Annotated in this window: 25 protein-coding genes, 1 tRNA gene and 1 pseudogene; 7 read left to right on the top strand and 20 right to left on the bottom strand. The window is 68.0% G+C overall.

What is annotated here, in order from left to right:
- The first annotated feature begins 209 nt into the window (after window positions 1-209).
- Window positions 210-1,001, top strand: a complete 792-nt coding sequence (locus IEW87_RS06320; RefSeq protein ID WP_229730985.1) for an inositol monophosphatase family protein — start codon at window positions 210-212, stop codon at window positions 999-1,001.
- Between the two features lie 201 nt (window positions 1,002-1,202).
- On the opposite strand, the pseudogene IEW87_RS15180 reads toward IEW87_RS06320, so the two are convergent.
- Both IEW87_RS15180 and IEW87_RS06310 read right to left on the bottom strand, forming a co-directional pair.
- Window positions 1,203-1,283, bottom strand: a pseudogene (locus IEW87_RS15180) (LuxR C-terminal-related transcriptional regulator); the annotation flags it as partial.
- Between the two features lie 421 nt (window positions 1,284-1,704).
- Complete coding sequence (locus IEW87_RS06310; RefSeq protein WP_188711419.1) at window positions 1,705-2,622, bottom strand: sigma-70 family RNA polymerase sigma factor; 918 nt, start codon at window positions 2,620-2,622, stop codon at window positions 1,705-1,707.
- Between the two features lie 110 nt (window positions 2,623-2,732).
- Between IEW87_RS06310 and IEW87_RS06305 the strand changes: the two genes are divergently transcribed.
- Window positions 2,733-4,061: an FAD-binding oxidoreductase gene (locus IEW87_RS06305; protein ID WP_188711418.1), complete on the top strand. Its 1,329-nt coding sequence runs from the start codon at window positions 2,733-2,735 to the stop codon at window positions 4,059-4,061.
- Window positions 4,062-4,083: 22 nt separating this feature from the next.
- Here the strand turns inward: IEW87_RS06305 and IEW87_RS06300 are convergent, their stop codons facing one another.
- Window positions 4,084-4,749, bottom strand: coding sequence for a response regulator (locus IEW87_RS06300; RefSeq protein ID WP_188711417.1), 666 nt, complete (start codon window positions 4,747-4,749; stop codon window positions 4,084-4,086).
- Window positions 4,746-5,891: a sensor histidine kinase gene (locus IEW87_RS06295; protein WP_188711416.1), complete on the bottom strand. Its 1,146-nt coding sequence runs from the start codon at window positions 5,889-5,891 to the stop codon at window positions 4,746-4,748. Before IEW87_RS06295 ends, IEW87_RS06300 begins: the two co-directional genes overlap by 4 nt.
- A 111-nt stretch (window positions 5,892-6,002) precedes the next feature.
- On the opposite strand from IEW87_RS06295, the gene IEW87_RS06290 reads away from it, so the two are divergent.
- Window positions 6,003-6,737 (top strand): ABC transporter ATP-binding protein, encoded by a 735-nt coding sequence (locus IEW87_RS06290; RefSeq protein WP_188711415.1) that lies wholly within the window; start codon window positions 6,003-6,005, stop codon window positions 6,735-6,737.
- The gene (locus tag IEW87_RS06285) at window positions 6,734-7,522 is read left to right on the top strand and encodes an ABC transporter permease (protein WP_188711414.1); all 789 of its coding nucleotides are present in this window, start codon (window positions 6,734-6,736) and stop codon (window positions 7,520-7,522) included. The genes IEW87_RS06290 and IEW87_RS06285 overlap by 4 nt, the downstream gene beginning before the upstream one ends.
- Before the next feature lie 37 nt (window positions 7,523-7,559).
- Here IEW87_RS06285 and IEW87_RS06280 read toward each other — a convergent pair whose 3' ends face one another.
- The 3 genes from IEW87_RS06280 to IEW87_RS06270 all read right to left on the bottom strand — a co-directional run bounded on the left by IEW87_RS06280 (window position 7,560) and on the right by IEW87_RS06270 (window position 10,565).
- Window positions 7,560-8,117: a TetR/AcrR family transcriptional regulator gene (locus tag IEW87_RS06280; protein ID WP_188711413.1), complete on the bottom strand. Its 558-nt coding sequence runs from the start codon at window positions 8,115-8,117 to the stop codon at window positions 7,560-7,562.
- 1 nt (window position 8,118) lies between these two features.
- Entirely contained in the window at window positions 8,119-9,600 is a 1,482-nt protein-coding gene (locus tag IEW87_RS06275) for an MFS transporter (protein WP_188711412.1), read from the bottom strand.
- 83 nt (window positions 9,601-9,683) lie between these two features.
- The gene (locus IEW87_RS06270) at window positions 9,684-10,565 is read right to left on the bottom strand and encodes a LysR family transcriptional regulator (RefSeq protein WP_188711411.1); all 882 of its coding nucleotides are present in this window, start codon (window positions 10,563-10,565) and stop codon (window positions 9,684-9,686) included.
- A 92-nt stretch (window positions 10,566-10,657) separates the two neighbouring features.
- Between IEW87_RS06270 and IEW87_RS06265 the strand changes: the two genes are divergently transcribed.
- On the top strand, window positions 10,658-11,383 hold the full coding sequence (locus tag IEW87_RS06265) for an SDR family oxidoreductase (RefSeq protein ID WP_229730984.1): 726 nt from the start codon (window positions 10,658-10,660) through the stop codon (window positions 11,381-11,383).
- A 39-nt stretch (window positions 11,384-11,422) separates the two neighbouring features.
- Here the strand turns inward: IEW87_RS06265 and IEW87_RS06260 are convergent, their stop codons facing one another.
- The 3 genes from IEW87_RS06260 to IEW87_RS06250 all read right to left on the bottom strand — a co-directional run bounded on the left by IEW87_RS06260 (window position 11,423) and on the right by IEW87_RS06250 (window position 13,469).
- The gene (locus tag IEW87_RS06260; protein WP_188711409.1) at window positions 11,423-12,121 is read right to left on the bottom strand and encodes a hypothetical protein; all 699 of its coding nucleotides are present in this window, start codon (window positions 12,119-12,121) and stop codon (window positions 11,423-11,425) included.
- On the bottom strand, window positions 12,109-12,519 hold the full coding sequence (locus tag IEW87_RS06255) for a DoxX family protein (protein WP_188711408.1): 411 nt from the start codon (window positions 12,517-12,519) through the stop codon (window positions 12,109-12,111). Before IEW87_RS06255 ends, IEW87_RS06260 begins: the two co-directional genes overlap by 13 nt.
- Before the next feature lie 122 nt (window positions 12,520-12,641).
- A complete protein-coding gene (locus IEW87_RS06250) occupies window positions 12,642-13,469 on the bottom strand; it encodes a helix-turn-helix transcriptional regulator (RefSeq protein ID WP_188711407.1) in 828 nt (275 codons plus the stop codon).
- A 153-nt stretch (window positions 13,470-13,622) separates the two neighbouring features.
- On the opposite strand from IEW87_RS06250, the gene IEW87_RS06245 reads away from it, so the two are divergent.
- Complete coding sequence (locus IEW87_RS06245) at window positions 13,623-14,372, top strand: SDR family oxidoreductase (RefSeq protein WP_188711406.1); 750 nt, start codon at window positions 13,623-13,625, stop codon at window positions 14,370-14,372.
- A gap of 54 nt (window positions 14,373-14,426) precedes the next feature.
- Here IEW87_RS06245 and IEW87_RS06240 read toward each other — a convergent pair whose 3' ends face one another.
- From IEW87_RS06240 to IEW87_RS06215, 6 genes are all read right to left on the bottom strand, one after another.
- Window positions 14,427-15,692: a glutaminase gene (locus tag IEW87_RS06240; RefSeq protein WP_188711405.1), complete on the bottom strand. Its 1,266-nt coding sequence runs from the start codon at window positions 15,690-15,692 to the stop codon at window positions 14,427-14,429.
- A 58-nt stretch (window positions 15,693-15,750) separates the two neighbouring features.
- Window positions 15,751-16,425 (bottom strand): response regulator, encoded by a 675-nt coding sequence (locus IEW87_RS06235; RefSeq protein WP_188711404.1) that lies wholly within the window; start codon window positions 16,423-16,425, stop codon window positions 15,751-15,753.
- Complete coding sequence (locus IEW87_RS06230) at window positions 16,418-17,563, bottom strand: sensor histidine kinase (protein ID WP_188711403.1); 1,146 nt, start codon at window positions 17,561-17,563, stop codon at window positions 16,418-16,420. Before IEW87_RS06230 ends, IEW87_RS06235 begins: the two co-directional genes overlap by 8 nt.
- Complete coding sequence (locus IEW87_RS06225) at window positions 17,560-18,429, bottom strand: CPBP family intramembrane glutamic endopeptidase (protein ID WP_188711402.1); 870 nt, start codon at window positions 18,427-18,429, stop codon at window positions 17,560-17,562. Before IEW87_RS06225 ends, IEW87_RS06230 begins: the two co-directional genes overlap by 4 nt.
- A 139-nt stretch (window positions 18,430-18,568) precedes the next feature.
- On the bottom strand, window positions 18,569-19,870 hold the full coding sequence (locus IEW87_RS06220) for an MFS transporter (protein WP_229730983.1): 1,302 nt from the start codon (window positions 19,868-19,870) through the stop codon (window positions 18,569-18,571).
- Window positions 19,871-19,947: 77 nt separating this feature from the next.
- Window positions 19,948-20,877, bottom strand: coding sequence for an NADP-dependent oxidoreductase (locus IEW87_RS06215; protein WP_229730982.1), 930 nt, complete (start codon window positions 20,875-20,877; stop codon window positions 19,948-19,950).
- 150 nt (window positions 20,878-21,027) lie between these two features.
- Between IEW87_RS06215 and soxR the strand changes: the two genes are divergently transcribed.
- Window positions 21,028-21,477, top strand: coding sequence for a redox-sensitive transcriptional activator SoxR (soxR, locus tag IEW87_RS06210; RefSeq protein ID WP_188711400.1), 450 nt, complete (start codon window positions 21,028-21,030; stop codon window positions 21,475-21,477).
- Window positions 21,478-21,635: 158 nt separating this feature from the next.
- Here the strand turns inward: soxR and IEW87_RS06205 are convergent.
- From IEW87_RS06205 to IEW87_RS06190, 4 genes are all read right to left on the bottom strand, one after another.
- Window positions 21,636-21,708, bottom strand: a tRNA-Ala gene (locus tag IEW87_RS06205).
- Window positions 21,709-21,758: 50 nt separating this feature from the next.
- Window positions 21,759-22,694 carry a large exoprotein gene (locus tag IEW87_RS06200; protein ID WP_188711399.1) on the bottom strand — a complete coding sequence of 312 codons (936 nt, stop codon included), beginning with the start codon at window positions 22,692-22,694 and terminating at the stop codon, window positions 21,759-21,761.
- A 51-nt stretch (window positions 22,695-22,745) separates the two neighbouring features.
- The gene (poxB, locus tag IEW87_RS06195; RefSeq protein WP_188711398.1) at window positions 22,746-24,461 is read right to left on the bottom strand and encodes a ubiquinone-dependent pyruvate dehydrogenase; all 1,716 of its coding nucleotides are present in this window, start codon (window positions 24,459-24,461) and stop codon (window positions 22,746-22,748) included.
- Window positions 24,462-24,556: 95 nt separating this feature from the next.
- On the bottom strand, window positions 24,557-25,186 hold the full coding sequence (locus IEW87_RS06190) for a GNAT family N-acetyltransferase (protein WP_188711397.1): 630 nt from the start codon (window positions 25,184-25,186) through the stop codon (window positions 24,557-24,559).
- Between the last annotated feature and the right edge of the window lie 45 nt (window positions 25,187-25,231).

The raw sequence follows: 25,231 nt of genomic DNA, 5'->3' as shown, positions 1-25,231 counted from the left end.
GGCACAGATCGAGACCCAAGTCGTCACGGACGATACGAAGAATGTCGTCAGCGTTCGACCACCGTTTCACTGCGAAACATGTATTGATACCAAGCGCCATGTGCACCCGTCCTCTCTGACGTCCCCCCTTCCGATCACCATATCTGAAATTTTCTCCCACAAGCTTGGTACCGTGTGAAGTTGTCGCATTGTCAACGATCGGAGCACACATGTCAGGGACACTCGCGGAGGAACTGCTCGTGATTGCGCGCGGCGCGGCTCGGGCTGGGGCTCTGATACTTGACGACTCCGTCGGCGCACACGTCAGCGTCACGGCGAAGAGCGAGCTCGGGGACGTGGTGACCGACGTCGACAGGCGCGCCGAGCGGACGATCCGCAGCTATATCAACGCGCGTCGACCAGATGATGCGATCACCGGCGAGGAGTACGATGCGACGGGCGACGGCGCGGCAACCTACCGATGGTCGATCGACCCGCTCGACGGAACGTCGAACTTCGTCGCGGGCATCCCCTATTTCGGCTCGTCGGTAGCCGTACAGGAAACCGCGTCTGGAAGCTGGGTCGCCGGGGCCGTGAACGCTCCGGCTCTCCGCCAGGAGTATTACGCTCGCGCCGGCGCGGGTGCGTGGCTCACATCCAGGGGCAGCACCGTGAATCTGGCGGGCGCAGACACCAGCTCCGGCGCCATCCTGTTCGGCACAGGGTTCTCATACAGCCGCGAAATGCGCGCCCGGCAATTCACCGATCTTCCTCTGTACATGGAACATTTCACCGATGTGCGGAGCGTTGGTTCCGCCGCCCTCGGCCTCTGCATGGCCGCAGAGGGCTCGACGAGCGCATTCGTCGAAACCGATCTCTACGAGTTCGACTGGGCGGCCGGCGCCCTGATCGCCGAGGAGGCAGGACTGACGGTGGTGCGTCCACGGTCTCATCGCGGCGGCATCTGGGCCCATTCCCCGCACGTTCCGCTGACCATTCTGGACGCACCTCATGTCGGCTGACGGAACAGATCCCTGAGGGTACACCGCATGCGCGTCAGCCCTGTGAATCTCGGCCGCGAAGTCGCTCCGGACCGAACTCGTATCGCGGGTCCGCACGGGTGTCACACTGGGCCCGTCGCCGATCAGGCCGCGCTGCAGGGCGCGCAGCACCGCCTGCGTGCGGTCGCGGGCACCGAGCTTGACCAGGAGATTCGAGACATGGTTCTTCACCGTGCCCTCGGCCAGGTGCAGCATCTCGGCGATCTCGCGATTGCTGTACCCACCGGCGACGAGGCGCAGCACGTCGGTTTCGCGCGTCGTCAAAGCAGCGCCGACCGCGGCGCCGGAATCGAACGAACTCGACGACAGCGATGACGTAGACAGGCGCGCGGTGAGCGCGGGCTCCCGAGAAGACGCGGCACGCGGAGAAACGTTACGGCTTCGACGGCGTCGTGGACTATCGCGAGGGTAATATCGCCGGTCAGCTCGCGGTTCACTCGCCGGACGGCATCGACGCTACGTCGATCTCGTCGGCGGCGCCCACCGGGAGGTCCTCGCCGAGTACGTTCGTCGCGCGGCATCGTGGCTCGCCGACGGCACGCTACGCGTCGATCACACGATCGTCGAGAGACTCGAGCGTGCACCTGTGGCATTCTTGAGTCTGTGCCGAGGCGCGAACACGGGCAAACTGCTCGTGCGCCCCACGTGGCGGGGCGGGTCTCGGTCAGCCTCCGTCGACGCGCAGCGCGCGCAGACGCTCGGGGTCGGCCAGGACGTCGATCCGGGCGATCCGGTCGCGATCGAAGGTGACCAGGTAGACAGCGTGCACCGTCCCGTCCGCCGCATACGCCGCGGCGGGGACACCGTCGATGAGCACGGGTCGCGTGAGTTCCGCGCGGCCGGCGAAGACGCGTGCGACAGCGTCTCCCCCGCGGATCCGGTGGCCCAGGAGCGGTGCGCCGTCGTCGGCTCCCTGCGCGGCGAGCTCGACCGCGGTGACGTCGCCGCGCAGTTCGATCTCTGGGTCGAGCAACTGAAGCAGCCCACCGAAGTCGCCGTGGCGCGCCGCGTCGAGGAACGCGCCGATGGCCTCGTTCCGACGCTGCCGGATCTGGCTGACGTCCACGCGGCGAAGGCGCGCTCGCGCGCGTGAGGCGAGCTGCCGCGCGGCGACCGGGGTCCGCTCGACGATTGGCGCGATGTCGTCATACGACAGCGCGAACACGTCATGCAGCACGAGCGCGAGGCGTTCGAGCGGCCCAAGCGTGTCGAGGACGACCTGCATCGCGACCGCGAGATCGTCCACACGCATGGCGGCGTCCGACGGATCCGCGCTCACGGGCGCGCTCACGGCCGGGCGCGCCTGGTCGATCACGTCTTCGGAATCCTCGCGGCGTCGCACCTGCTGACGGATCAGGTCGATGCACACGCGCGAGACGACCGTCGTCAGCCAGGCCTCGAGGGACTCGATCGCGCCGACGTCGGCACGCTGCAGCCGCAGCCACGTCTCCTGGACGGCGTCGTCGGCCTGCCACGGGGAACCGAGGGTGCGGTGCGCGATCGCGTACAGGCGCGGCCGGTGGGCCATGAATCGTGCTGCGACGTCATCGATCGCGCGCGGCTGCGGCGTCTGGACCATCATCTTCCCTCCGCGCGGCGTGTCGTCACGGTCTCATCGTGGCGGACGACTCCCTGGTGAGAGCGCCACATCTGAGCTGCTCTCTGTCAATCCATCATCGTGAAGGAGTATCCATGTCCATTGTTGCCCGTCAGAACCTCGGTCGTCTCGCCGACGTCATCCGCGGTCGCATCTGGTTCCCCGGCGACCCCGACTTCGACCGCGCGCACCGCCCGTGGAACCTCGCCGTCGAGCAGGCGGTGCACGCGGTCGTGGAGGCCGCCGACGCGGAGGACGTGGCCGACCTCGTCGCGTTCGCGCGCGACAACGGCCTCGAGGTCGCCACGCAGCCCAGCGGCCACGGCGCAACCGGACGCGCCACCGGTGCGATCCTCCTGCGCACCACGCTCCTCGACACGATCACGGTCGACGCGGAGGCGATGACCGCCACGATCGGCGCCGGCGTGCGTTCAGGTGACCTGCAGCGGGCGGCCGCGGCGCACGGACTGACCGCACTGCCCGGCAGCTCGCCGGTCGTCACCGTCGTCGGCGCCGCTCTCGGCGGCGGCCTGAGCTGGTTCGGGCGCGCCTTCGGGTGGATCGCGGACAGCATCCTCGCCGCCGACGTCGTGATGGCCGACGGCACCGCGCGGCACGTCAGCGCGGAGTCGGATCCCGAGATGCTGTGGGCGTTGCGCGGAGGCGGAGGCGACCTCGTCATCGTGACCTCCCTCCAGCTCCGCCTTCGCCCCGCGCCGGCGCTCTTCGGTGGACGTCAGCTCTGGTCCGCGTCGCACGCCACCCAGGTCGCGCAGGCGTATCGCACGATGACGGCGACCGCTCCCGAGTCACTGACGCTCTGGCTCGAGCTGCTCCATTTCCCCGGAGGCGAACCGATGATCGCCATCGATTCGACCTATCTGGGCGACGCCGGCGAGGCCCGCGATCTCATGAGCGCGACCGACGCTCTCCCGGCACCACTCTCGGATACGCGCGCCGCCATGAGCGTGGCTGAGATCGGCACGATCACCGCGGAGCCGACCGATCCGGGGCCCGGCCAGTCGCGCGGCGAGCTGCTCACCCGCCTGGACGAGTCGGACCTCGCTGCGCTCCTCTCCGATCCGATCGCCCCGCTGATGACGGTGCAGATTCGCCATCTCGGCGGTGCGCTCGCGAGCCCGAGCGACAGCCCGCACGGGGCGCTCGGCGAGCCCTACGCCGTGTACCTGTTCGGCGTGCCAGCCACCGCGCAGCTCGTCGACCAGATCGCCGCGAAGCAGGCGAGCGTGGCCGGCGCCCTCCCCACGAGCGGTCGGAAGCCGATGACCTTCCTGAATCCCTCTGAGACACTGTCCGATGCGCTCGCACCGGGGGCCATCGGGCGGCTCGCGCGTCTCAAGGACGCCGTGGACCCCGACGGGCGGATCCGGGGGAACCTCGGGATCCGAGACGCGGCGGTGTGACTGCGCGGTCAGCAGCTCGCGGTCACGCGGATCCCTCGCCGATCAGGCCGCGCTGCAGGGCGCGCAGCACCGCCTGCGTGCGGTCGCGGGCACCGAGCTTGACCAGGAGATTCGAGACATAGTTCTTCACCGTGCCCTCGGCCAGGTGCAGCATCTCGGCGATCTCGCGATTGCTGTACCCACCGGCGACGAGGCGCAGCACGTCGGTTTCGCGCGTCGTCAAAGCAGCGCCGACCGCGGCGCCGGAATCGAACGAACTCGACGACAGCGATGACGTGGACAGGCGCGCGGTGAGCGCGGGCTGCAGCACCGTGTTTCCCGCCACGAGCGCGTGGATCCCTTGGACGAGCTCGTCCAGGGTGACATCCTTCAACAGATACCCGCGAGCTCCCGCGCGCATAGCGCCGAGCACAAGCTCAGCGTCATCGAACGTCGTCAGCACGAGGGCCGGCACATCGATGCCGCGCCTCGACATCTCCTCCAGGGTGCTGATCCCGTCGCGGCGCGGCATGCGCAGGTCGAGGAGCATCACGTCCGCGGCGCAGCTCTCGACCATCGCGAGCGCCTCGTCGCCATCGGCCGCTTCGCCGACGACCGTGACGGAACTGCTCAGCTCGAGCAGCCCGCGGATCCCCTGACGCACCAGGTTCTGGTCGTCGACGATGAGCACACGTACGGTGTCGGTCATGTCGCCGGCACCGTCATCCGCACACGGAAGCCGCCGTCTTCTCCTCGGGAGAACTCGGCGCGGCCGCCGAGCTGCTCGGCCCGCTCCCGCAGTCCCCTGAGCCCGTTCCCGAGCGCGAAGTCGCGCCGTGCCCACCCGTCGTCGTTCGCTTCGAAGGTGAGCAGGTCGTGCGCGTGGTCCCGTGACACGTCGATCCGCAGCGATCGCGCTCCGCCGGAATGCCGGATCGCGTTGGTGACGACCTCCTGCGCCGCGCGCACGATCGCCGTTCGGCGATCCGCGTCGACCACGAGATCGTCGTCGACAACGACCTCCACAGTGGGGCGGGCGATGTCTCCGATCGCACTCTGCAGGGCGTCCTGCAGGGATCCGTCGTCGTCGCGCAACTGTGAGACGGTCGCGCGCACGTCATCCAGCAGATCCTTCGCGATCGACCTCGCGCGCAACACGTGCTCTTCGGCCGCTCCCTGCGCGTGGTGGGTGGCGATCTCGAGCTCCAGCGCGAGCGCGGTCAGCTGGTGGCCGGCCACGTCGTGGAGGTCTCGCGAGATGCGCAGGCGCTCTTCGGAACGCGTCGAATGCTCGAGCAGCGCCGCCGTCGCCGCGAGTTCGATGTGCGTCTCGGCCAGCGCGCGCCGCGACCGCTCGTTCACGATCCAAGCGATGACGGTCAGGACGCTCACCGCCTGAACGCCGAGGTAGAACACCGCATTGATCGCCTGTTCCGCCAAGCCGGATGTGGTGATGATGACGACGACCGTATTGACCACCACCAGCGCGGCCGTCGCCCATCGCGGGAGCACATAGCAGCTCAGCGCGGCGCTGAACACGAGGATGATGTTGACGAAGTTCAGACCGCTGTGGATCAGCAACACGCTCGCGATCGCGAAGACGGCCTGTGCCAGGAAACAGGCCACCGTCAGTCGGGGCCGTGGGCCGTCCGTCAGCAGGGACGTCGCGAGGTACGACGCGATGTAGGCCGCGTACACCGTTGTCCACAGCCATGGCGGACCGTGGGTGACGTCGTGTCCCTGAAGGTGGAGCACAATCGCGGGCGCCCCCACCGCGATGCTGAGCAGACCGAACAGCCCGACCACGATCAGGTCCGGGTCGAAAAGCCATGGCCGCGCGCGGTCTCCCATGCGTCCACCGTAGCGACCCCGCGCCGCCTGAGAGACGTGCCAGAAGTCATGGTCCGAGGTCGTGACGGATGGCACGCGCGACGGCGCAAGCGGCTCCGTAGCGTCGATGATATGACGAATTCAGCAGTGGCGGTCACAGCTCTGACCCGCCGGTACAAGCGCAAGACCGCTCTCGACGGAGTGGATCTCGACGTCGGGGCCGGCGAGACGATCGGGATCCTCGGAGCGAACGGCGCCGGCAAGTCGACGCTCGTGGAGACGATCGCCGGGCTGCGGCGCCCATCCAGCGGATCGGTCCGAGTTCTCGGCCTGGATCCGTTGCGCGATCGGGCGCGTGTGCGCGGCGTTCTCGGCGTGCAGCTGCAGGAGGCCGAGCTGCACGACGACCTCACCGTGGCCGAGAACCTCCGCCTGTATCGCTCGTTCTACCGGGACGGCGAGGATCCGCGCGAGCTCATGACGCTCTTGGGACTCGAGGACTCGGCGAAGACGAGGGCGCAACGACTGTCCGGGGGGCAACGGCAGCGCCTGTCGGTCGCGGTCGCCCTCGTCGGTCGTCCTCGCGTCGTGATTCTCGATGAGCTCACGACCGGACTCGATCCCGAGGGGCGGCGCGAGATCTGGAGCCTCGTCGAGAAGCTTCAACAGCGCGGCGTCACGATCCTGCTCGTGAGCCATTCCATGGACGAGGTCGAACGCCTGTGCGACCGCGTCGTCATGTTGGATCACGGGCGCATCGTGACCGAGGGCACGCCCGCGGAGCTGCGAGCGGAGACGGGTGCCGAGAACCTGGATGACGCGTTCCTGCGCGTTCGGGAGCTCGCATCGGAAAGGAAGGCATCATGACCGTTTCCGGATACGACATCCCTCGGGCGGCACGGCCCGGGGCGCGCGCATGGGGCCAGTTGATCCTCGCGGAGACGAAGAGTGTGATCCGCGACACCGCGGGGCTCATCATCCCGATCGGCATGCCGAGCCTGCTGATCGTCGCTCAGGGCGCGGGCGCGTCGCAGGAGATCCTGCCCGACGCAGGAGGACGCAGCGTCTTCGAGCTCTACGTCCTTCCGCTCATGCTCGTCATGGTCGTCGCGTTGGTCGGCGTCGTCAACATGCCGTCCTTTCTCGCGACCTACCGTCGCGGCGGTCTGCTCAAGCGACTCGCCGCGACGCCCGCACACCCGTCGATGGTGCTCGTGGCGCAGGTGATCACATCGCTCGTCCAGACCCTGGTCGGCGTCGCGATCGCGCTCGGCCTCTCGGCGGCCATGTTCGGCGTCATCGGGCCAGAGAATCTCCTGGCGACCATCGGTGTCTTCGCTCTCGTGTGCGCCGCGATGTACGCGCTGGGGATGATCGTGGCCGCGATCTCGCCGACCCCGAACGCCTCCGTCGCGATCGGTCTCGTCCTCTTCTTCGGTATCGCGGCCGTGGGCGGACTGTTCGGCGGTCCGCAGAACCTCCCGGATCCGGTCGCCGAGATCGGCCGCTGGCTGCCCTACGGTGCAGGATTCGAAGCGATGCAGCACGCGTGGGTCGGGGAGACGGTGCCGTGGCAACCCCTCGTCGCCCTCAGCGCCGCGACCGTCCTCGGCACGGCGTGCGCGGTCCGGCTGTTCCGGTGGAGTCGCTGAGGGTCCCACCCGTCGACGTCACGACGGACGTGGCCTCTCAGCCGACTCGGGTCCTTTCGAGCAACTCGCTCTCGAGGGCGCGCTGATCGGCGGCGTCGAGGACCGCCCCCCAGAGCGGGGCGGACGAGACGCCGTCGGTGGCAGCGACGATGAGCCGCACGGTCGATTCGGGCAGGCCGTCGGCGGTGAGCTCGTCGCGCCAACGGCGGCCATCAGCGGCTGACATTTCTTGGACCGTCGGCTCACTCATGAGCTGCGCGGCGACGGCGATGATCTCGCGCACGCCCTCGTCGGCCACGTCAGCGAAGCTGACGCGGATGTAGGCGCGGTTGAGGCGCCCGGGCTCGCCGTCGGGTTCGCGCTGTGCCTGGTCGTAAACACGCGACCGGAAGGTCTCGAACAGGTCGCGAGCGCCAGCGCGCAGCAGGTCATCCTTGGTCGAGAAGTGATAGAGCAGGCCGCCCTTCGACACGCCCGCGGCCGCCGCAATGTCGGCGATGGACACTCCGGATCCGCGACGCGCGACCAGCGTCATCGCCGCATCGAGGATGTTCCGCTGCGTGTCGTCGGCCGCGCGCCCTGCCGTTCTGCCCATGTCAGCTCACCTTAGCGGCGGCGGCCCGATCCGACGCCCGAGCGCTCGGGATGAGGAAGAACGCCACTGCCGCTCCCGCGAGCATGACGGCGGCCGCGATGAGGGTCGTGGCCTGCATCGCGGCGACGAATGCCTCACGCGCGGCATCGAGGGCGGATCCCTCGGGCAGCGCCGAGACCGCGGTCGCGAGCGAATCGCGCGCGGTCTCGGGGGAGCCGCCGGGCAGTGCGAATCGGTAGATCGCGGTGACGACGGATCCGAGTACCGCGATGCCCATCGCGACCCCGAGTTCGTAGGCAGTCTCCGAGATCGACGAGGCGGCACCCGCTTTCTCGGCCGGCACCGCCGAGACGACGGCGTCGACGCTCAACGTCTCGGAGATGCCGATCCCGAATCCCAGCGGAACCATCGCGACGAGCACCCACACGAGGTGTTCGGATCCCTCGACGAGTCCGACGGCGAGCAGGCCCGTGGCACCGATCGCGAGGGCAAGCGCGATCGCCCTGCCGCGCCCGAGCCTCGCCAGCAGGAACCCGACGGCTGTCACGGCGATCATCGACGCGACGGCGGCGGGCAGCTGCGCGAGGCCGGCATCGAGTGCACCGAGGCCGCGCGCGAGCTGAAGGTACTGCGAGAAGAAGAACAGCACGCCGCTCATCGCGAACACAGAGATGAAGTTCACCGCAACCGCGCCCGAGAAGGAGCGGTTGCGGAAGAGATCGATGTCGATCATCGGGTCGGCGCTGCGGCGTTGGCGACGAACGAATCCGACCCCGCCCACGACGCTCAACGCGAGCGCGACGACCGTGGGGAGGCCGAAGGCTCCGCCGGCGACCTGTTTGATCGCGTAGACGACCGGGATGATCGCGAGCAGCGACAGGCCGCTCGAAACGAAATCGAGGCGGTGCAACGACGGGTTCTTCGACTCGGGCAGGACCCACCATCCGAGCGCGATGACCGCGACGATGACGGGGACGTTGACGAGGAAGACGGATCCCCACCAGAAGTGCTCGAGCAGGGTGCCGCCGACGAGCGGGCCGAGAGCGATACCGCTCGCCGCAGCCGCCGACCACACGGCGATCGCGCGAGTGCGCTCGCGCGGGTCGGTGAAGATGTTGCGGATCAGAGACAGCGTCGACGGCATGATCGTCGCGCCCGCGACCCCGAGCGCCAGGCGTGCGGCGATGAGCATCTCGGCGGTCGGCGCGAAGGCCGCAAGGATCGAGGCGATGCCGAACGCAGCCGCGCCGAGCATCAGCAGCTTCTTGCGTCCGGTGCGGTCGGCGAGGTTGCCCATCGTGACGAGCAGGCCGGCGATGGCGAACGAATAGATGTCGCCGATCCACAACACCTGTGTGGCGGTCGGGTCGAGGTCACGGGCGAGTGCCGGCACCGCGAGGTGCAGCACCGTGGCGTCGATTGTGAGCAGGAGCACTGCGCCGATGAGGACGGCGAGGCTGAGGTAGCGGCGCACCGCGGACATGTCTCGCTCCCCCCCTCCTACTTAACCGTCTGGTCGGTATAGTTTTACAGGGAGAGTTGTGCACTGCCTGGGTACGGCAGTGGTCACCGAAGGGGGCACTGACGGCGCTCATCGCCTCCGAGCTGAGCCGCGGTGCGAACGAACGCGGCGAGCTCGCGGAACCTGCTGCTCGGCGGCCACGCGAGCACGGTGGTGACCAGCGGTGCGTCGACGAGGGGAACGGCGACATGCTCAGGCCATTGCCACGCCCTACTGGACGCCGGGATCACGAGCAGAGCCTTCCCGAGAGCCACCAGCTGCGCGAGCTGCGACTGCGTGTGGACCTCCGGCCCAGGACCGGCAGGGTAGGTCCCGTCCAGGCGCGGCCAACGGGCGATCGGGAGGTCGTCGACGTTCTGAACCTCGGCGAGAGTGAGCTGGGCGCGGGCGGCGAGAGGGTGCTCCGCCGGGAAGATGGCCACCTGCCCCTCGGTCAACAGCTCCTCGGTGTCGAATCCGACGATGTCATCGAAGGGACGATGCATGAGTGCGACGTCGGCGGCACCGGAGCGGAGCAGCCCGGCCTGCTCGCCGACCTCGCACAGCAGCAGCTCGACCGGTGCCGAATCGGGGACCTTGGCGTGCGCATCAATCAGGGCGCGTAACAGCTCGTGCGACGCCCCGGCCTTCGTCGCGAGCACGAGCGAGCGTTCTGGCGCACCCGCCCGTTGCGCGCGACGCGCTGCAGCAGCGATCGCCTCAAGTGCGGGACCCGCCTCCCGTTGGAGGACCAGGCCCGCCTCAGTCACGGTGACGCCTCGACGGTTTCGCTCGAACAGCCGCACCCCGAGTCGCTGCTCCATCAGACGGATCGCACGGGACAGCGGCGGTTGCGCGATGCGGAGACGCTCAGCTGCACGCCCGAAGTTCAGTTCCTCCGCCACGGCAAGGAAATACCGAAGCTCGCGCACTTCCAGATGTTCCATCCTCCCACCGTAATCAGCTGATACCCACCGGGTATCACAGCGGACCGAAACTGTGTTGGACGATGCCTGAGGTCGCAACCCACGATGGAGGGGTGAATGACACAAATGAGATGAAGACCGCGCTCGTCACCGGCGCCAATAAGGGAATCGGATTCGCGATCGCGCAGGGACTCGGGGCCGCCGGTTTCCGTGTCGCGGTGGGCGCCCGCGACACGGCGCGACGAGAAGTCGCGGTCGCCGCCCTCCGGGAGCGGGGCCTCGAGGCGTTCGGCATCGCACTCGACGTCGCGTCCGACGAGAGCGTGACCGAGGCGGCGACGTTCCTTGAGGCCGAGGCTAGTGGCTTGGACGTGCTGGTGAACAACGCCGGTATCTCAGGACGCACCGACAACGGCGCGCAGGATCCGACCACCCTCGACCTGGGTGTGCTCCGCACGGTCTTGGACACCAACGTCTTCGGTGTCATACGTGTGACCAACGCCATGCTTCCGCTGCTGCACCGTTCGGCGTCCCCTCGGATCGTCAACATGTCCAGCGATATGGGCTCGCTGGCCCTGCAGACCGGACCGCAAATGGCGGCATATGCGCCGTCGAAGACACTGCTGAACAGCATCACGGCTCAGTACGCTCGCCGACTGACCGACACGAAGGTCATCGTGAACGCCGCGTGCCCCGGACTCGTGGCGACCGACTTCACCGGCCATATGGGAGACCGCTTGCCTGAGCAGGGGGCCGCGATCGCCGTCCGACTCGCGACGCTGCCCGACGACGGCCCTCGAGGCGGTTTCTTCAACGAAGACGGCGCGCTGCCGTGGTGAGTGGCAACGCGCATTCAGGCACCCCGGGAGGTCTGCACCTCACCGTGGATCTCGATGGTCCACTCGTCGACGCGCGTCGCCTCGGGCCCGCGCGTCTTGGTGTGCCACCGTCGCGAGCACGCTGATCAGCAGGATCAGCTCGAACATGTTCGTCACTGCGCCGCTCGGGAGGGGAAGCGGCACGGCGCTGCCGACCACCATGAGACCCGTGCCGACCACCAGCCAGGGCCACCGCTGCTTCACGACGGCGGCGATTCCGGCGACGAGGAGAACCGCGGCGACGATCAGCACCATCACCGGCGGTCCGTCGGGAGCGTTCTCGTTCGCATAGCTGAGCGCCCCGTACTCCAGCCGCGGCGACAGATCCAATGTCAGGGCGCCGACGACCAACTCGTACACGATGAGCGCGGCGGTGAGCACCACAGCGCCAACTCTCCCCGCGGCCGAGGCCGCCCAGCGCACGCCTGCGCGAACAAGCACGTTCCATCCGATGAGCACGAGAAGGGGCGTGACGAGCGCGTGCAGCCAGTACCGCGCGCCGTTGAGAGCCTCGAGGAGTGACCCCTCACCGATCACCACGCCGAGGCCGATGACGGCATTGTCGTAGACGAGCGCGGCCACGACGAGGACGGCGAGGTCCGCCGGGATCAGGCGACGCCGCCGCACCATCGCGACGATGGCCCACGTCGCGAGGACGAGGTAGGCCACGGAGAACCCGACGAAGATCACCGAGTCCATGACCGCCCTTCCCGCGTGCTCCACCACGCCGCCCACACCAGCAGGGGCTGGAAGAAGAGCCGCAGCAAGCGCTTGCGGTCGGTATCGAGTCCGAACCCGTTTCGACCCTTCCGCCATTGCTCGACATTGCCGGGGAAGACGGCGACATAGAAAGCGGCGAGCAGGGCGCCGACTCGCGAACGAGAACGCGGCAGGGCGACGAGCGCGCCGCCGAGCATGACTTCCGCAACCCCGGATCCGATGACAACCGCGTCCTTATCGATCACTTTCTCGGTCCAGTCGGGTACTTGAGCACGGAATTCTCTCCGGGCCCAGAAGAGGTGCGAGAGTCCGGCGAACACCATAGCCAGGGCGAGCAGCCAGCGCACCACCGCGCGGGGGCGTCTGCGAGTGGCCATGTGTTCAGCAGATCACGACTCGACGGAGATGTGAACCCCCGACGGCGGACGGTGAATTCCCGTGGAGACACTGACGGCGCTGGGGCGAGACCGTCGCGATACGATTTCGCGACGCCCTTCCGTCATTTCTGCCGGCCGAATCCGGCGTTGTGCAGGAGGTGGGTAAAGGTGCCCAGCAGCGCGAGGGCCTCCGCAGAGGCCGTGCCGGGTTCGGCAGCGTAGATGATGATCTGCCAGCCCGCGGTCTCCGGAACGTCGAATGCCTGGTATTCCAGGCTGAGGTCGCCTACCTGGCGGTGCCGGAATCGCTTGACCGCATGAGTCTTGCCGCGAACCCGTTGTTCGTGCCACAGACGGGCGAACTCGGCAGAAGATTCTGAGAGCTCGCGGACGAACGGATCCATCACGGCGGCCGGCGTTCGGGTCGTGTTGTGCCGCAGGGTAGCGACCACCGACTCTGCGGCCCGTTCCCAGTCAACGTAGAACGCTCTCGCGGCGGGATCGAGGAACACCATCCGGGCGAGATTGTCCTGGTGGGTCACGTCAGCGAACAGCGCCCGCGCCAGCGCATTGGGAGCCACGATATCCAGGGTGCCGGTGAGCACGAAGGCTGCCTGGTCCGACCACTGCTCCAGCAGACGAGTCAGCTCCGGACGCACCGCGTTCGGAACGACCGGGTTCGGGGGCTGGTACCCAGCCAAGCGAAACAGGTGGTCTCGCTCATCGCCGGTGAGATCGAGGCCCCGGCAGAGCGCCTCCACGATCTGCGCGGACGGGTTCTTCTCCCGCCCCTGCTCCAGCCGGGTGTAGTAGTCGACACTGACACCGGCCAGTACGGCGACCTCTTCACGACGCAGGCCTGGCACCCGGCGAACACCGGCATGCGGCAGCGACAGCGACTCCGGCGGGATCCGACCCCGGAGGCTGCGCAGATACGGCCCGATACTCATGGGCAACAACTCTAGATGTGCGACGCCGGAGCCGCCTGGTCCTGTCGCACCCAGGCTCAGCGGAACCTGGCACGACGCCGCGACACCGAGAAGTCTGGACACGAACGACTCGGGACCGTCCCGACATCAACGCGATACGCAAGGAGCACAGCCATGGGATCTGCCGCCACAGGCTCGGCACATAAGAAGAAGGTCATTCTGATCACCGGAGCATCCAGCGGGATCGGCGCGGCGACCGCCCGCCAACTGGCACAAGAAGGCCATACGGTCGTTCTCGGCGCCCGCCGGCAAGAGCGTCTGGACGAACTCGTGTCCGAGATCGAATCCGACGGAGGAACAGCTGCCGGCGTCTCCCTCGACGTCACCGCACGACACAGCGTCCAAGAAGCCGTCACGTACGCCGCCGAGACATTCGGCAGGCTCGATGTGCTGATCAACAACGCGGGGATCATGCCGCTTTCCCCGCTGGAGCAGTCCCACGTGGACGAATGGGACAGCATGATCGATGTCAACATCCGCGGGGTCCTGCACGGCATCGCCGCAGCGCAGCCGGTGATGCGGGAGCAGAAGAGCGGCCACATCGTCACGCTGGCCTCCACGGGCGCACACGAAGTGCTCCCGACAGCTGCCGTCTACTGCGCGACCAAATACGCCGCATGGGCCATCAGCGAAGGACTGCGCATCGAGTCCGAGCCTTGGTTGCGGGTCACCACCATCACCCCGGGGGTCACCGAATCAGAACTCGCCGACTCCATCTCGGACCCAGAGGCCCGCGAAGCCATGCAGGAGTATCGCTCCAATGCCCTGCCCGCCACCGAGATCGCACGCAGCATCAGCTACGCGATCAACGCGGGAGGCGATGTCAACGAGATCATCGTCCGTCCCACCACTCAGCGGCCCTGATTCAGCGGGCGGACAGGACACGGGTCGGGCCGCTGACGCCGACAGAAGGAGGGGCTACCCCACGGCCCCTTCGAGCTCGTCGACGACGACGGCGGCGCCGACGTCCGTGTGCGCGAGGATGCCCTGCGGGTCGACGAAGTACACTTCCTGGTCGCCATCGGTCAGGCGGCGGGTGATCTCGAGAAGCAGTCGGCGCGCCACGGCGTCGAGCGAATAGACGAGCGAGAGGTCGAACACGACACGCGCTTCGTCGACCTCGATCTCCTCAGCGTCCCGGATGATCCGCTCGGCTCCGGCGAAGCGGATGCCGCCCTGCAGCCGGAGCACCCGAGTGGCACCGCGCTCCCCGTCCTGCACCTGATTCGAACGCACGACGGAGCTCGCCGCCGAGGGAATCTCCATCACGTGCAGCCCCATGTCCGAGGAGAATCTCTCGAAAAGCGAGACGCCTCGAACGCTATGGCCGTGCTCGTCGAGGCGCGGCGAGAACGTGGCGATGCCGACCTGGCCGGGGAGCGCACCGATCAGCCCGCCCCCCACGCCGCTCTTCGCGGGAATACCCACCTGGGTGGCCCAGTCGCCAGCGGCGTCGTACATGCCGCATGTGAACATCACGCTCAGCACGTACCGCACGACCGCGCCGCTGACGACCTGTTCGTTCGTCAGGGGGTTGACGCCGCGATTGGCCAGCGTCGCGGCCATCATCGCGAGGTCTCGCGCGGTCACGAGCACGGCGCACTGGCGAACGTAGCCCTCAACGACCGTCCTCGGATCCTCCGTCAGGACATCCCGGCTGCGCAGCATGTGTGCGATCGCGAGATTGCGATGCGCGGTGTCCATCTCCGATGAGGACACCCGCTCGTCGATCGTCAGCTCGCGACCGGCGAACGCCGACAGCCCCTGGCGCACGCGTTCGCCGCGCTCGGCAGGCTCGGAGTTCCACGGGCCGATCAGCGACTGCACCGTGAGCGCGCCGGCATTGATCATCGGATTGAGCGGGCGCCCCGTGTCGTGCTCGAGGGAGACCTCGTTGAACGCCTCCCCTGACGGCTCGACCCCGACCTTGTCGAGCACGGTATCGAACCCCCGGTCTGCCAGAGCGAGCGCGTAGACGAACGGCTTCGAGATCGACTGAATCGTGAACTCGGCGTCGCTGTCACCCGCACCGTACACTTCACCGTCGATCGTGGCCACAACAGCCGCGAGGCGTTCGGGATCCGCTCCGGCGAGCTCGGGAATGTATTGTGCGGGTTGTCCGGAGGTGTCGGGCTCCACGCGGAACAGCGCATCGGCCAGGTAGTCGGGAATGATCGAGCGCATCTGCCCTCCTTGAGGTCGGTCTGTGGAGTGTAGCGATGTCTGGCTGCGCATGTCTTCATCACAGCGCGACGAGACCGCTGCGATACGCGAACACCACCGCCTGCACCCGATCACGCAGATCCAGTTTCGTCAGGATCCGCGACACGTACGTCTTCACGGTCTCGTGGCTGATCACGAGCGACGCGGCGATCTCGCCGTTCGACATCCCCTCCGCCAGGAGGCGCAGCACCTCGAGCTCGCGCGCGGTGAGCGGCAGGTCGTCGGGCACAGCATCATCGACGCGGATCCGGGACGCGAAGCGCCCGACGAGGGAACGCGTCACCTCGGGAGCGAGGAGAGAGGTCCCCGCGGCCACGGTGCGGATCCCGGAAAGCAGTTGGTCGGGCGGGGCGTCCTTGAGCAGGAACCCACTCGCTCCCGCACGCAGCGCCTCGTACACGTACTCATCGAGGTTGAATGTCGTCACGACCAGTACCTTCACGGGCGCCGCCACCCCGGCTCCCGCCAGCTGGCGGGTCGCCTCTATGCCATTCAGCACGGGCATCCGCACGTCCATCACGACGACGTCAGGGGCCGTGCGTCCGGCCAGCTCGACCGCGGCGCGGCCGTCGCTGCACTCTCCGACGACCTCCATGTCGGGCTGCGCGTCGATGATCGTCACGAAGCCGCTGCGGATCATCACCTGGTCATCGCACACCAGCACGCGGATCCGAGTTGCGTCCCGGCTATCCATGCAGCTGGCTCTCTCGCGATGTGATGTGCACGGGAATCTCGGCGCTCACCGCGAATCCGCCCGCGGAATCCGGCCCGGCCTCGAAGGTACCGCCGAGCGCAGCGACGCGGTCTCGGATCCCGGGGAGGCCCCGACCGCTGCCACCGGAAGAGACGCTGCTGCCCATGCCGTCCGTCGTGATCCGCAGCGCGACGCGTTTCGCGTCCCGCTCCACGCGGACGACCGTGTCGGCGCCGTGCGCGTACTTCAGCGCATTCGTGAGGGACTCCTGGACGACCCGGTACGCCACGTACTCGGTCTCGCCGCCGGTAGCCGCGCCGCCCGACTCCGTCAGGTGGACCGGCTGTCCCGCGCGACGCGTCTGGTCAACGAGCGCGTGCAGGGTCGGCACGGCGCGATCGGGGTTGAGGAGATCGAGCAGTCCGCGCAGGTCCGAGATCGCGCTGCGCCCCGTGGCACTGATCCCGTCGAGCGACGCGCTCATTCGCTCGGGATCGGTGATGTAATGCGCCGCTTCGGCCTGCACGACCATCGCGGTGACGTGGTGCGTGACGACGTCGTGCATATCGCGCGCGATCCTCGCCCGCTCCGCTTCACGGGTGCGCTCGGCGATGAGTCGTCGCCGCTCCGCGTCGATCGCGCGGGTGTAGCGCCACCATTCCCCGACGAGCCACACGCCCACGAGCGTCAGGTAGAAGGTGACAAAGTCGAGCGGCGTCTCCGTCGCGCCGAGGCCGACGAGTGTCACGACGAGGACGACGTAGCCACCGGTCAGTAGCGCGCCGACGATCCACCGGCGTCGCCCCAGTCGAGCGCCAGAACTCAGGATCGCGATCGCGAGCCCCGTGCCCGCGAGCGAGTGATATCCCTGCGCCTGGTCGATGAAGAAGCCGACAAAGACAAGGGCGACCGAGAGGATGGGCAGTCGGCGACGGATCGCGAGCGGCAACGTCTGCAGCGCCACGGCAGCGAGCGCGAGCAGATCGAACGGGCGGTGCGGGAGCCCGCCGACCATCGTGCCCACGCCGTGCGCGGCCGGGAGGAGCGAGACGGCGGCGAGCGCGCCGGCGAGCGGCACGTCGCGCACGATCACGTCGAGCCGTCGCCACCGGTCGCGCATCTCGTGCCACCTGTTCATCGGGCCAGGCTAGCGTTCCGCGCGAACCGGTCGGCGCGCGCCTGCTGGCGAACGGACCGGAAGGTGGCGAACCGACCGCGGCCGCGAGCCACGAGCAGGAGCACGGTGGTGACGACCAGGCAGCCGAGCACGGCAGGGAGCCCGGCTTCGGGACCGAACGCCCCTCCCGTGAGCAGGGTTGGCCCCGAGGTCACGCCTTCGAGCAGGCCACTGGAGGCGGTGCTGCCCGACACGACGGTGCCGAAGATGCCCGATTCGGCGATGTTCCACCCGAAGTGCAGACCGATCGGCAGCCACAGCGACCGCGTCACCACGTATGCGGCGCCGAGCATCCCGCCGGCCTCGACGGCGATGGCGAATGCGCCCCAGAGCGTCGCTTCGGGGTTGATCAGGTGCAGCGCGCCGAAGAGCGCGCTCGAACCGACCAACGCGGCCCACGTCCCGGCACGCTCCTCGATGATCCGGAAGAGGACGCCGCGAAAGGCGAGTTCTTCGGTGGTCGCGGCAACCGCCATCACCCCGACCTGCACGGCGAGCGCCGAGCCGGATCCCATGCCCACGACGTGGTACCCGCCGAACGACGCGACGATTCCGATGACGATCGCGAACAGGACGACGCCGAAGGCCACGCCGGCCACAAGCGGCGGCACGCTCCCCCGCACCGCGACCTCGGTGACCGCGCGCCGTTCCGTGATGCGAACGAGCCATGCGTACGCGAGCACGCCGGCGACGGCCGAGGCGACGCCGACCAGCATCGCGAGCGCGGGGTTCCCGCCGACGGCCACGACGCCCAGTCCAGCGGCGAGGCCGACCACCTGGACCACCACGAACTGGCCGAGCTGAATGAGCAATCTGGTGAGTCGCATCCGCGATTCCTTCCGAGCGAGTGAGGTGTCGCTGGCGGCCATCGCCGCGAGCACTCCCGACGCTACGGAGACGCCGACACGATATCGTCACCCGTCAGCGGACGAATTTCGGTAGCTCTCACGGGGGATGCCGCGGCGTTCACGGACGTTCATCGGCATCGCCGCTGACACAGGCGACAAGGATGGTTGCGCACGCCAGGCCAGTCAGGATCGCGAAGATGGTGGTGAACGTTCCGCCGCCGACGAGCACGGCCGCGGCGAGTGCGGTGACGACGCCGATGCCCATGCTTTCGCCCGTCTGCAGCGCGGAACTGTACGCGCCCCGTTCGTCGGGGCTCGCGAGAGCGAGAGTCGCGCTGGAGACTCGTGGATAAGCGATCCCCATACCGGTTCCCATCACGACGCACGCGACGACGACGATCCACAGCGGGAGGGCTGTCGCCGTGTAGGTGAGCACACCGGCGGGACCGACGGCGACGAGGAACGTCGCACACACGATGAGACGTCGATGAGATACGTGCGTGCTGGGAAAACGTCCCTGACACCAGGCCCCCAACGCCCATCCTCCGGCGGCGACGGCGATCACCAAGCCGGCTGACGCGGGCGGGAAGCCGCGTTCCGATTGCAGATAGAGAGTGAGGTAGAGATTGGCGGTGGTGACCCCCGCGCCCAGGCTCGCACGCAGCACGATGAGTTGTTGCGGCGCTCCGCGGAGCAACAACGTTCCTGCTGGCAGGATGTGGCGCGCCGTGACGACGAGTGCGAACGACGCGCAGACGACAACGGCCGCTGAGGAGGGCGCATTGACCTGCGCGCTGAGGTGAAGGACGATCAACAGTCCCGAAGCGAGCACGGCGAGCGCACCGTTTCGTCCGACGATGTGGGTCCACGCGCGCCGCCCAGACGTACGGCTCGCCACGGTTGATGCGTCGCGGGCTCCGCGGGTGGCGCGCAGCAGACTCAGCAGTGAGGCAGCAGAACCGACGAGGACGATGCCGAAGATCACCCTCCAGTTCGTGAGTTCCGTCAACAGGCCCGCCACAACGGGGCCAGCCAGCGATGGCACGAGCCACGCGGTCGTCAGCAGCCCGAACATGCGCGGCCGCGAGGCGTCGGGGATGTGCCTCGCGATGAGGACGTAGAGGATGACCGAGTCGATTCCGCCGCCAGCCCCCTGGAGGAGTCGCCCGCAGACGAAGACCGTGATGTCGACCGGGACGACGTTGAGGAGCAGGCCGAGTAGGAAGAGTGTCCCGCCGACCACGAGAGGTCTGCGTGGCCCCGATCGGTCAGCCCAATTGCCTCCGATGACCATGCCGAACAGAGTCGTCGTCATGGTGGCCGCGTACGCGAATGAGTACCAGCCCGTGTCCGCGAGGTCAGCGACCGCCACCGGCAGGATGGTGGTGACCGCGAAAGACTCGAATGCGATGAACGTCATCAGCGCCAGCACACTGGCGATGAACGGTCGTGTCCGGGGTGTCCACAGTTGATCCCGTCGATCGGATGCGTCGGCCGTCATCGTGCCTCGCCGATCCGCAGAACGACCTTGCCGCGACCGTGCCCCGTTTCCACCTCGCGATGTGCGTCGGCCACCTCACCCAGCGGGTACGTGCGGCGAACATGGACGACGAGCTCGCCGGTGTCGACTCGACCCATGAGACCAGCGAGTCGCGCTGAGGTGCGACGGCTGCGCACGATCCGACAGCCAAGCTCGGCGGCCAGCGCCATATCGACGATTGTCGCAACGCGATCGAGATTGTTCGCCAGGTCGACGACCGCGCGGAGGTTCTCATGACCGGCAGCATCGAACACGACATCGAGGTGACGGCTCTCCGCTCGGATGCGATCGGCCTGGCCAGCACCGTAGGACACCGCGGTCGCGCCGAGCGACCGCACGTAGTCGTGGTTGGACGCACTGGCTGTGCCGATGACCGTCGCGCCAGCGCGAACGGCGAGCTGGGTGAAGATGGTGCCGACCCCACCCGCTGCCCCGCAGACGAGGACGACGTCACCGGCCGCGATCTTCAGGTCCTCGAACGCGGTGTGCGCGGTCTGGCCCGATGCCGACAACGTTCCCGCCACCTCCCAGGGCACCCCTGGCGGCTTGGCGACGACGTGCGATTCCGGCACCGCCACGTACTCGGCGTAACACCCCAGAGTATTGAAGCCCGCCACCTCGTCACCGACTTCGAAGCCGTCAACGTCTGCGCCGACCTCCTCGACGATTCCGGCGAACTCGTTGCCCAGCACCTGAGGGAACTCGATCTGCGCTCCAGGTGGCGTCCACCCCGAACGGATCGCCGCGTCAGTGAGCTGGACTCCAGCCGCGATCACTCGAACCAGCACGTCGCCAGCCGCCACGGCTGGGCGGCCCATTCCCCGGACCACAAGCACCTCTGGCGGGCCGAACTCATCGATTACTGCTGCGCGCATCGAGGCGCTCATCGCGTTGCCTCCTTCGGTGCCCCAAACGCGGCAGGGTCGTCGACATCTACCGTGGCCATCTCTGCCCCTTTCATAAAGTTCACTCGATGTAGAGTCGACTACATCAAGTCCACTTCATGTCAACCTCAGCCACCGGAGAGGGCAGCCCAGATGCCGCAGATGCACGAAGGCGCGACCTGGCTCAAGCCCGGTCGGATCGCCGAGCGCGCCGGAGTCGCCGTCTCGACGCTGCACTACTACGAGTCACTGGGGCTCATCCGCAGCCGGCGGACGTCAGGAAATCGCCGAGAATACCGACGCGACACGCTGCGGGTCCTCGCCTTCATCCGCGCCTCGCAGCGCGTCGGAGTCAGCCTCGACCGAATCAAAGACGCCCTCGACCAGCTCCCCGAACAGGGTCTGCCGACGAAGAAGGACTGGGCACGAATCTCTCGTGAATGGAGGGATGATCTCGACGAGCGAATCGAGTATCTCACCGCTTTACGAGACCGTTTCTCGAACTGCATCGGGTGCGGGTGTCTCTCATTGAAGTCATGTCCGTACTCGAATCCCGACGACATCCTCGGAGCTGACGGCCAGGGCGCGCTGCGGTTCCCATGAACCCCGGCGCCGGGAAAGCGTTGTACGCGCTCGGGGTGATCGACGGACGACCCGAGCACCGATGCTGGGCAACGCGACCGTGCATTGCGAGACGCGGCGCATTCACGAACTCAGTGGCACACGAAAAGAAAACCCCCGTTTGACCGGGAGTTTTTCTGTGGAGCTAAGGGGATTCGAACCCCTGACCTTCTCATTGCGAACGAGACGCGCTACCAACTGCGCCATAGCCCCTTACAACTCGCGTTACATTACCAGAGCAGTCGGCGGCCGAAAAATCGACATCAGCTGGCCGCGCGGCGCGCGAGCAGCTCGCGCACGTGGCGTTCGATCTCCTCGTCGCCGGCATCGCGCGCGACGAACGGGACCGGCTCCTGCCGACGCGCGATCCGCTCGCGAGCCACATCTTCGCGGGCGGCCTGCGCCACGCGCTCGCGCTCGCGAGCGGCGTCGACCGCGTCCGAGGCGCGGGACCCGGCGGTCGCCGTGAGCGGCGCCGGCAGGCGGCGCGGCGTCCAGCCGCGGTCGGCGGGATCCAGGATCTGCGAACGCGACTCGACGGGCGCGGTTGCGGGCGCGGCCTCCACCGTGACGGGCGCGGGGCGCGCGGCGCGTGCCGCGACCGTCGCCATGCGCCGGTGCATCCCCAGCGCGAGAACGACAGCGGCCACGCCGACAGCAAGCAACGCCCACGTGGACATCATCGCGAACTGCCACACACCGACGGCCGACACGACCAGTCCGGTGACGGCGAGTGCGGTGGCCGCGAGGCGCACGCGACGGCGTGCGCGGGCGCGACGCAACCGCGGATCCGTCCGCAGCGCGGCAAGCTCCTGGCGGCGTTCCTCCGCGGCGATCTCGCGGGCGAACTGGCTGGCCGCAGCGTCTCGCTTCGTGCGTGCGAGCTTCGCGTCGTTCTCACGGCGACGCCGTTCCACCTCGGCCTGGTCGTACTCCTCGCGCAGGCGATCGTCCTCGGCCTCGAGTCGTTTGACGAGGCGCCACTGCTTAGCGGCCTCCTGGCGTGACAGCTCGACGCGGACCTCGCCCGGCGTCTCACTCGACTCAGCGAGCACGCGCAGCGCCTGGTTCAGCCGCACCGCGTTGCGCTCGGCCGCGTTGTACCGCATCTTCGTCTGCCAGGTCGGCAGCAAGTAGACAAGCCACAATGCAGCGACAACGAAGACGATCGCGCCGCCGCCGAGAATCTGCCCACCCATGCCGTAACGGTAAGCGACGGCTCCGGCGTCCGGCGTCTTCGGACCGCGTGTCTAGAACAACTGACGGAGATTTGTGCGCGCGAGGTCGATCAGTTCGTCCCCTCTCCCCGACAGCACGGTCCGGATGGCGTAGAGCGTGAAGCCCTTCGCCTGCTCGAAGGTGATGGTCGGTGGCATCGACAGTTCCTGCCGCTCGGTCAGCACGTTGAGCACGGCAGGACCGTCATGCGCGAAGAACTCCTCGATCGCCGCGGGCAGCTCCGCCGAGGTCTCAACGCGGATCCCCTTGATGCCGACCGCCTCCGCCACCTTCGCGAAATCCGGGTTCTCCAGCTCGGTCGCGTAGGTGACGAACCCGGCCGCCTTCATCTCGAGCTCCACGAAGTTGAGCGAGTGGTTGTCGTACACGACGGTCTTGACCGGCAGGTTGTTCTGCTGCAGTGTGATCAGTTCGCCGAGCAGCATGGCGAGCCCGCCGTCCCCGGCCAGGGCGACGACCTGCCGCGAGCGGTCCTGTGCCTGCGCGCCGATCCCCTGCGACAGCGCGTTGGCCATGGATCCGTGAGTGAAGGATCCGATCATGCGGCGCTTGCCGTTCATCGTCATGTACCGCGCCGCCCAGACGGCGGGCGAGCCCACATCGGGGATGAAGACGGCGTCGTCGGCGGCGGCCTCGTCGATGAGGCGGGTGAGGTACTGCGGATGGATGGTGCGCTTCGAGGGCGTGGCGAGATCGTCGAGATCCTTGCGCGTGCGCCGGTAGTGCTTCACGGCGGCCTTCAGGTGGCCCGGATCCTTGCCGCTGTCGAGCCGCGGCAGCAGCTCGCTGATCGTCTCGGCCACGCCCCCGACCAGCCCGATGTCGACGTGCGTGCGTCGGCCGATCTGCGCGCCCCGGATGTCGACCTGGATCACGGTCGCGTCCTCGGGGAAGAACTGCGGATACGGGAAGTCGGTGCCGAGCATGAGCAACGTCTCGCACTCGCGCATCGCGTGATAGCCGGACGAGAATCCGATCAGGCCCGTCATCCCGACGTCGAACGGATTGTCGTATTCGACGAACTCCTTGCCGCGCATCGCGTGAACCACGGGCGCCTGCAGCCGCTCAGCGATTCGGATCAGCTCGTCATGGGCGCCCGCCACCCCCGCGCCGGCGAGGATCGTGACCTTGTCACACGAGTTGAGCGCCTCTGCCGCCCGCTCGAGCTGCGACTCGGCGGGGAACACACGCGGGGCGTAGCCACGGATCTCCTCCGCTGCTGCGTCGATGTCGGCGAGCGCAATGTCCCCCGGGATCACGAGCACCGCGACCCCGCGCTTCTCGATCGCTTCGCGCATCGCAATCCGCAACAGGCGCGGCATCTGGTCCGGGGTGGACACGTGCTCCGCGTAGACGCTGCACTCGCGGAAGAGCTCTTGCGGGTGCGTCTCCTGGAAGTAGCCGGATCCGATCTCGTCGCTCGGGATGTGCGCGGCGATGGCGAGCACGGGCACCCGCGAACGCTGTGCGTCGTAGAGGCCGTTGATGAGGTGGAGGTTGCCGGGCCCGCAGCTTCCGGCACACACCGCGAGTTCGCCGGTGATCGCTGCTTCGGCGCTCGCGGCGAACGCGGCGGCCTCCTCGTGACGTACGTGCACCCACTCGATGTCGCCGTTCGTGCGCAGCGCGTCGGTGAAGCCGTTAAGCGAGTCACCGGGGATTCCGTACACGCGCCGGACGCCGCTCGCATGGAGCGTCTCGACGATGTTCTTGGCGACGGTGGGCATCTGCAGTTCCCTTCGACGATGAGGAGGTGAGGGCATCCTCCCACCTCGCTCGTCGCGACAACAGGGGTGGCGCGGGTTGCAGCGGTACCGACGGATCAGCCGAGGGTCGTCTGGTCCGTGTCCGGGATCGTGCCGGCGCCGTGCGGCACGCGACCGGTCACCCAGCGGCGGAGCACCCCCTCCGGGACGTCTTCCGTCGTGAGCGCGAACGCGTAGTGATCGCGCCAGTCGCCGTCGATATGGATGTACCGCGGGCGGAAGCCCTCGTACCGGAACCCGAGCTTCTCCACGATGCGCAGGCTCGGGGTGTTCTCGGGGCGAATGCAGATCTCCATGCGGTGCAACCGCAGGGCTTCGAAGCAGATGTCGGTGGCGAGCGCGACCGACGTCGGGGTGATGCCGCGACCGGCGAATCGTTCGGATACCCAGTAGCCGATGGTCGCCGATGACAGGGATCCGCGAGAGATGCCCCACACGTTCAGCTGACCGGCGATCTCGCCCTCATGCAGCATCACGAACGGCACGCCGCTGCCATCGCGATACTGCTGCAGCAGGCGCCTGATGGATCCGCGCATGTCGATCTCGCCGCCCCCGCCGGGGTTCGTGGCTTCCCAGGGCTGCAGCCAGGATCGGTTCGTCTGCAGCTCGTGCTGCAGCGTCCGAGCGTCGCGAGAACGGACAAGCCGGATGGACACGGCCCCGTGAGACCTATCGAGGGTGTCCATCCGGCTCTCCCGTATCGCGACGGCGAAGCGCGATCGAGCGCTTCA

The sequence above is a fragment of the Microbacterium faecale genome (assembly GCF_014640975.1).
Taxonomy (GTDB): Bacteria; Actinomycetota; Actinomycetes; order Actinomycetales; family Microbacteriaceae; genus Microbacterium; species Microbacterium faecale.
Note: the sequence above shows the minus strand (reverse complement) of the source record. Positions and strands in the feature narration are given on the sequence as shown.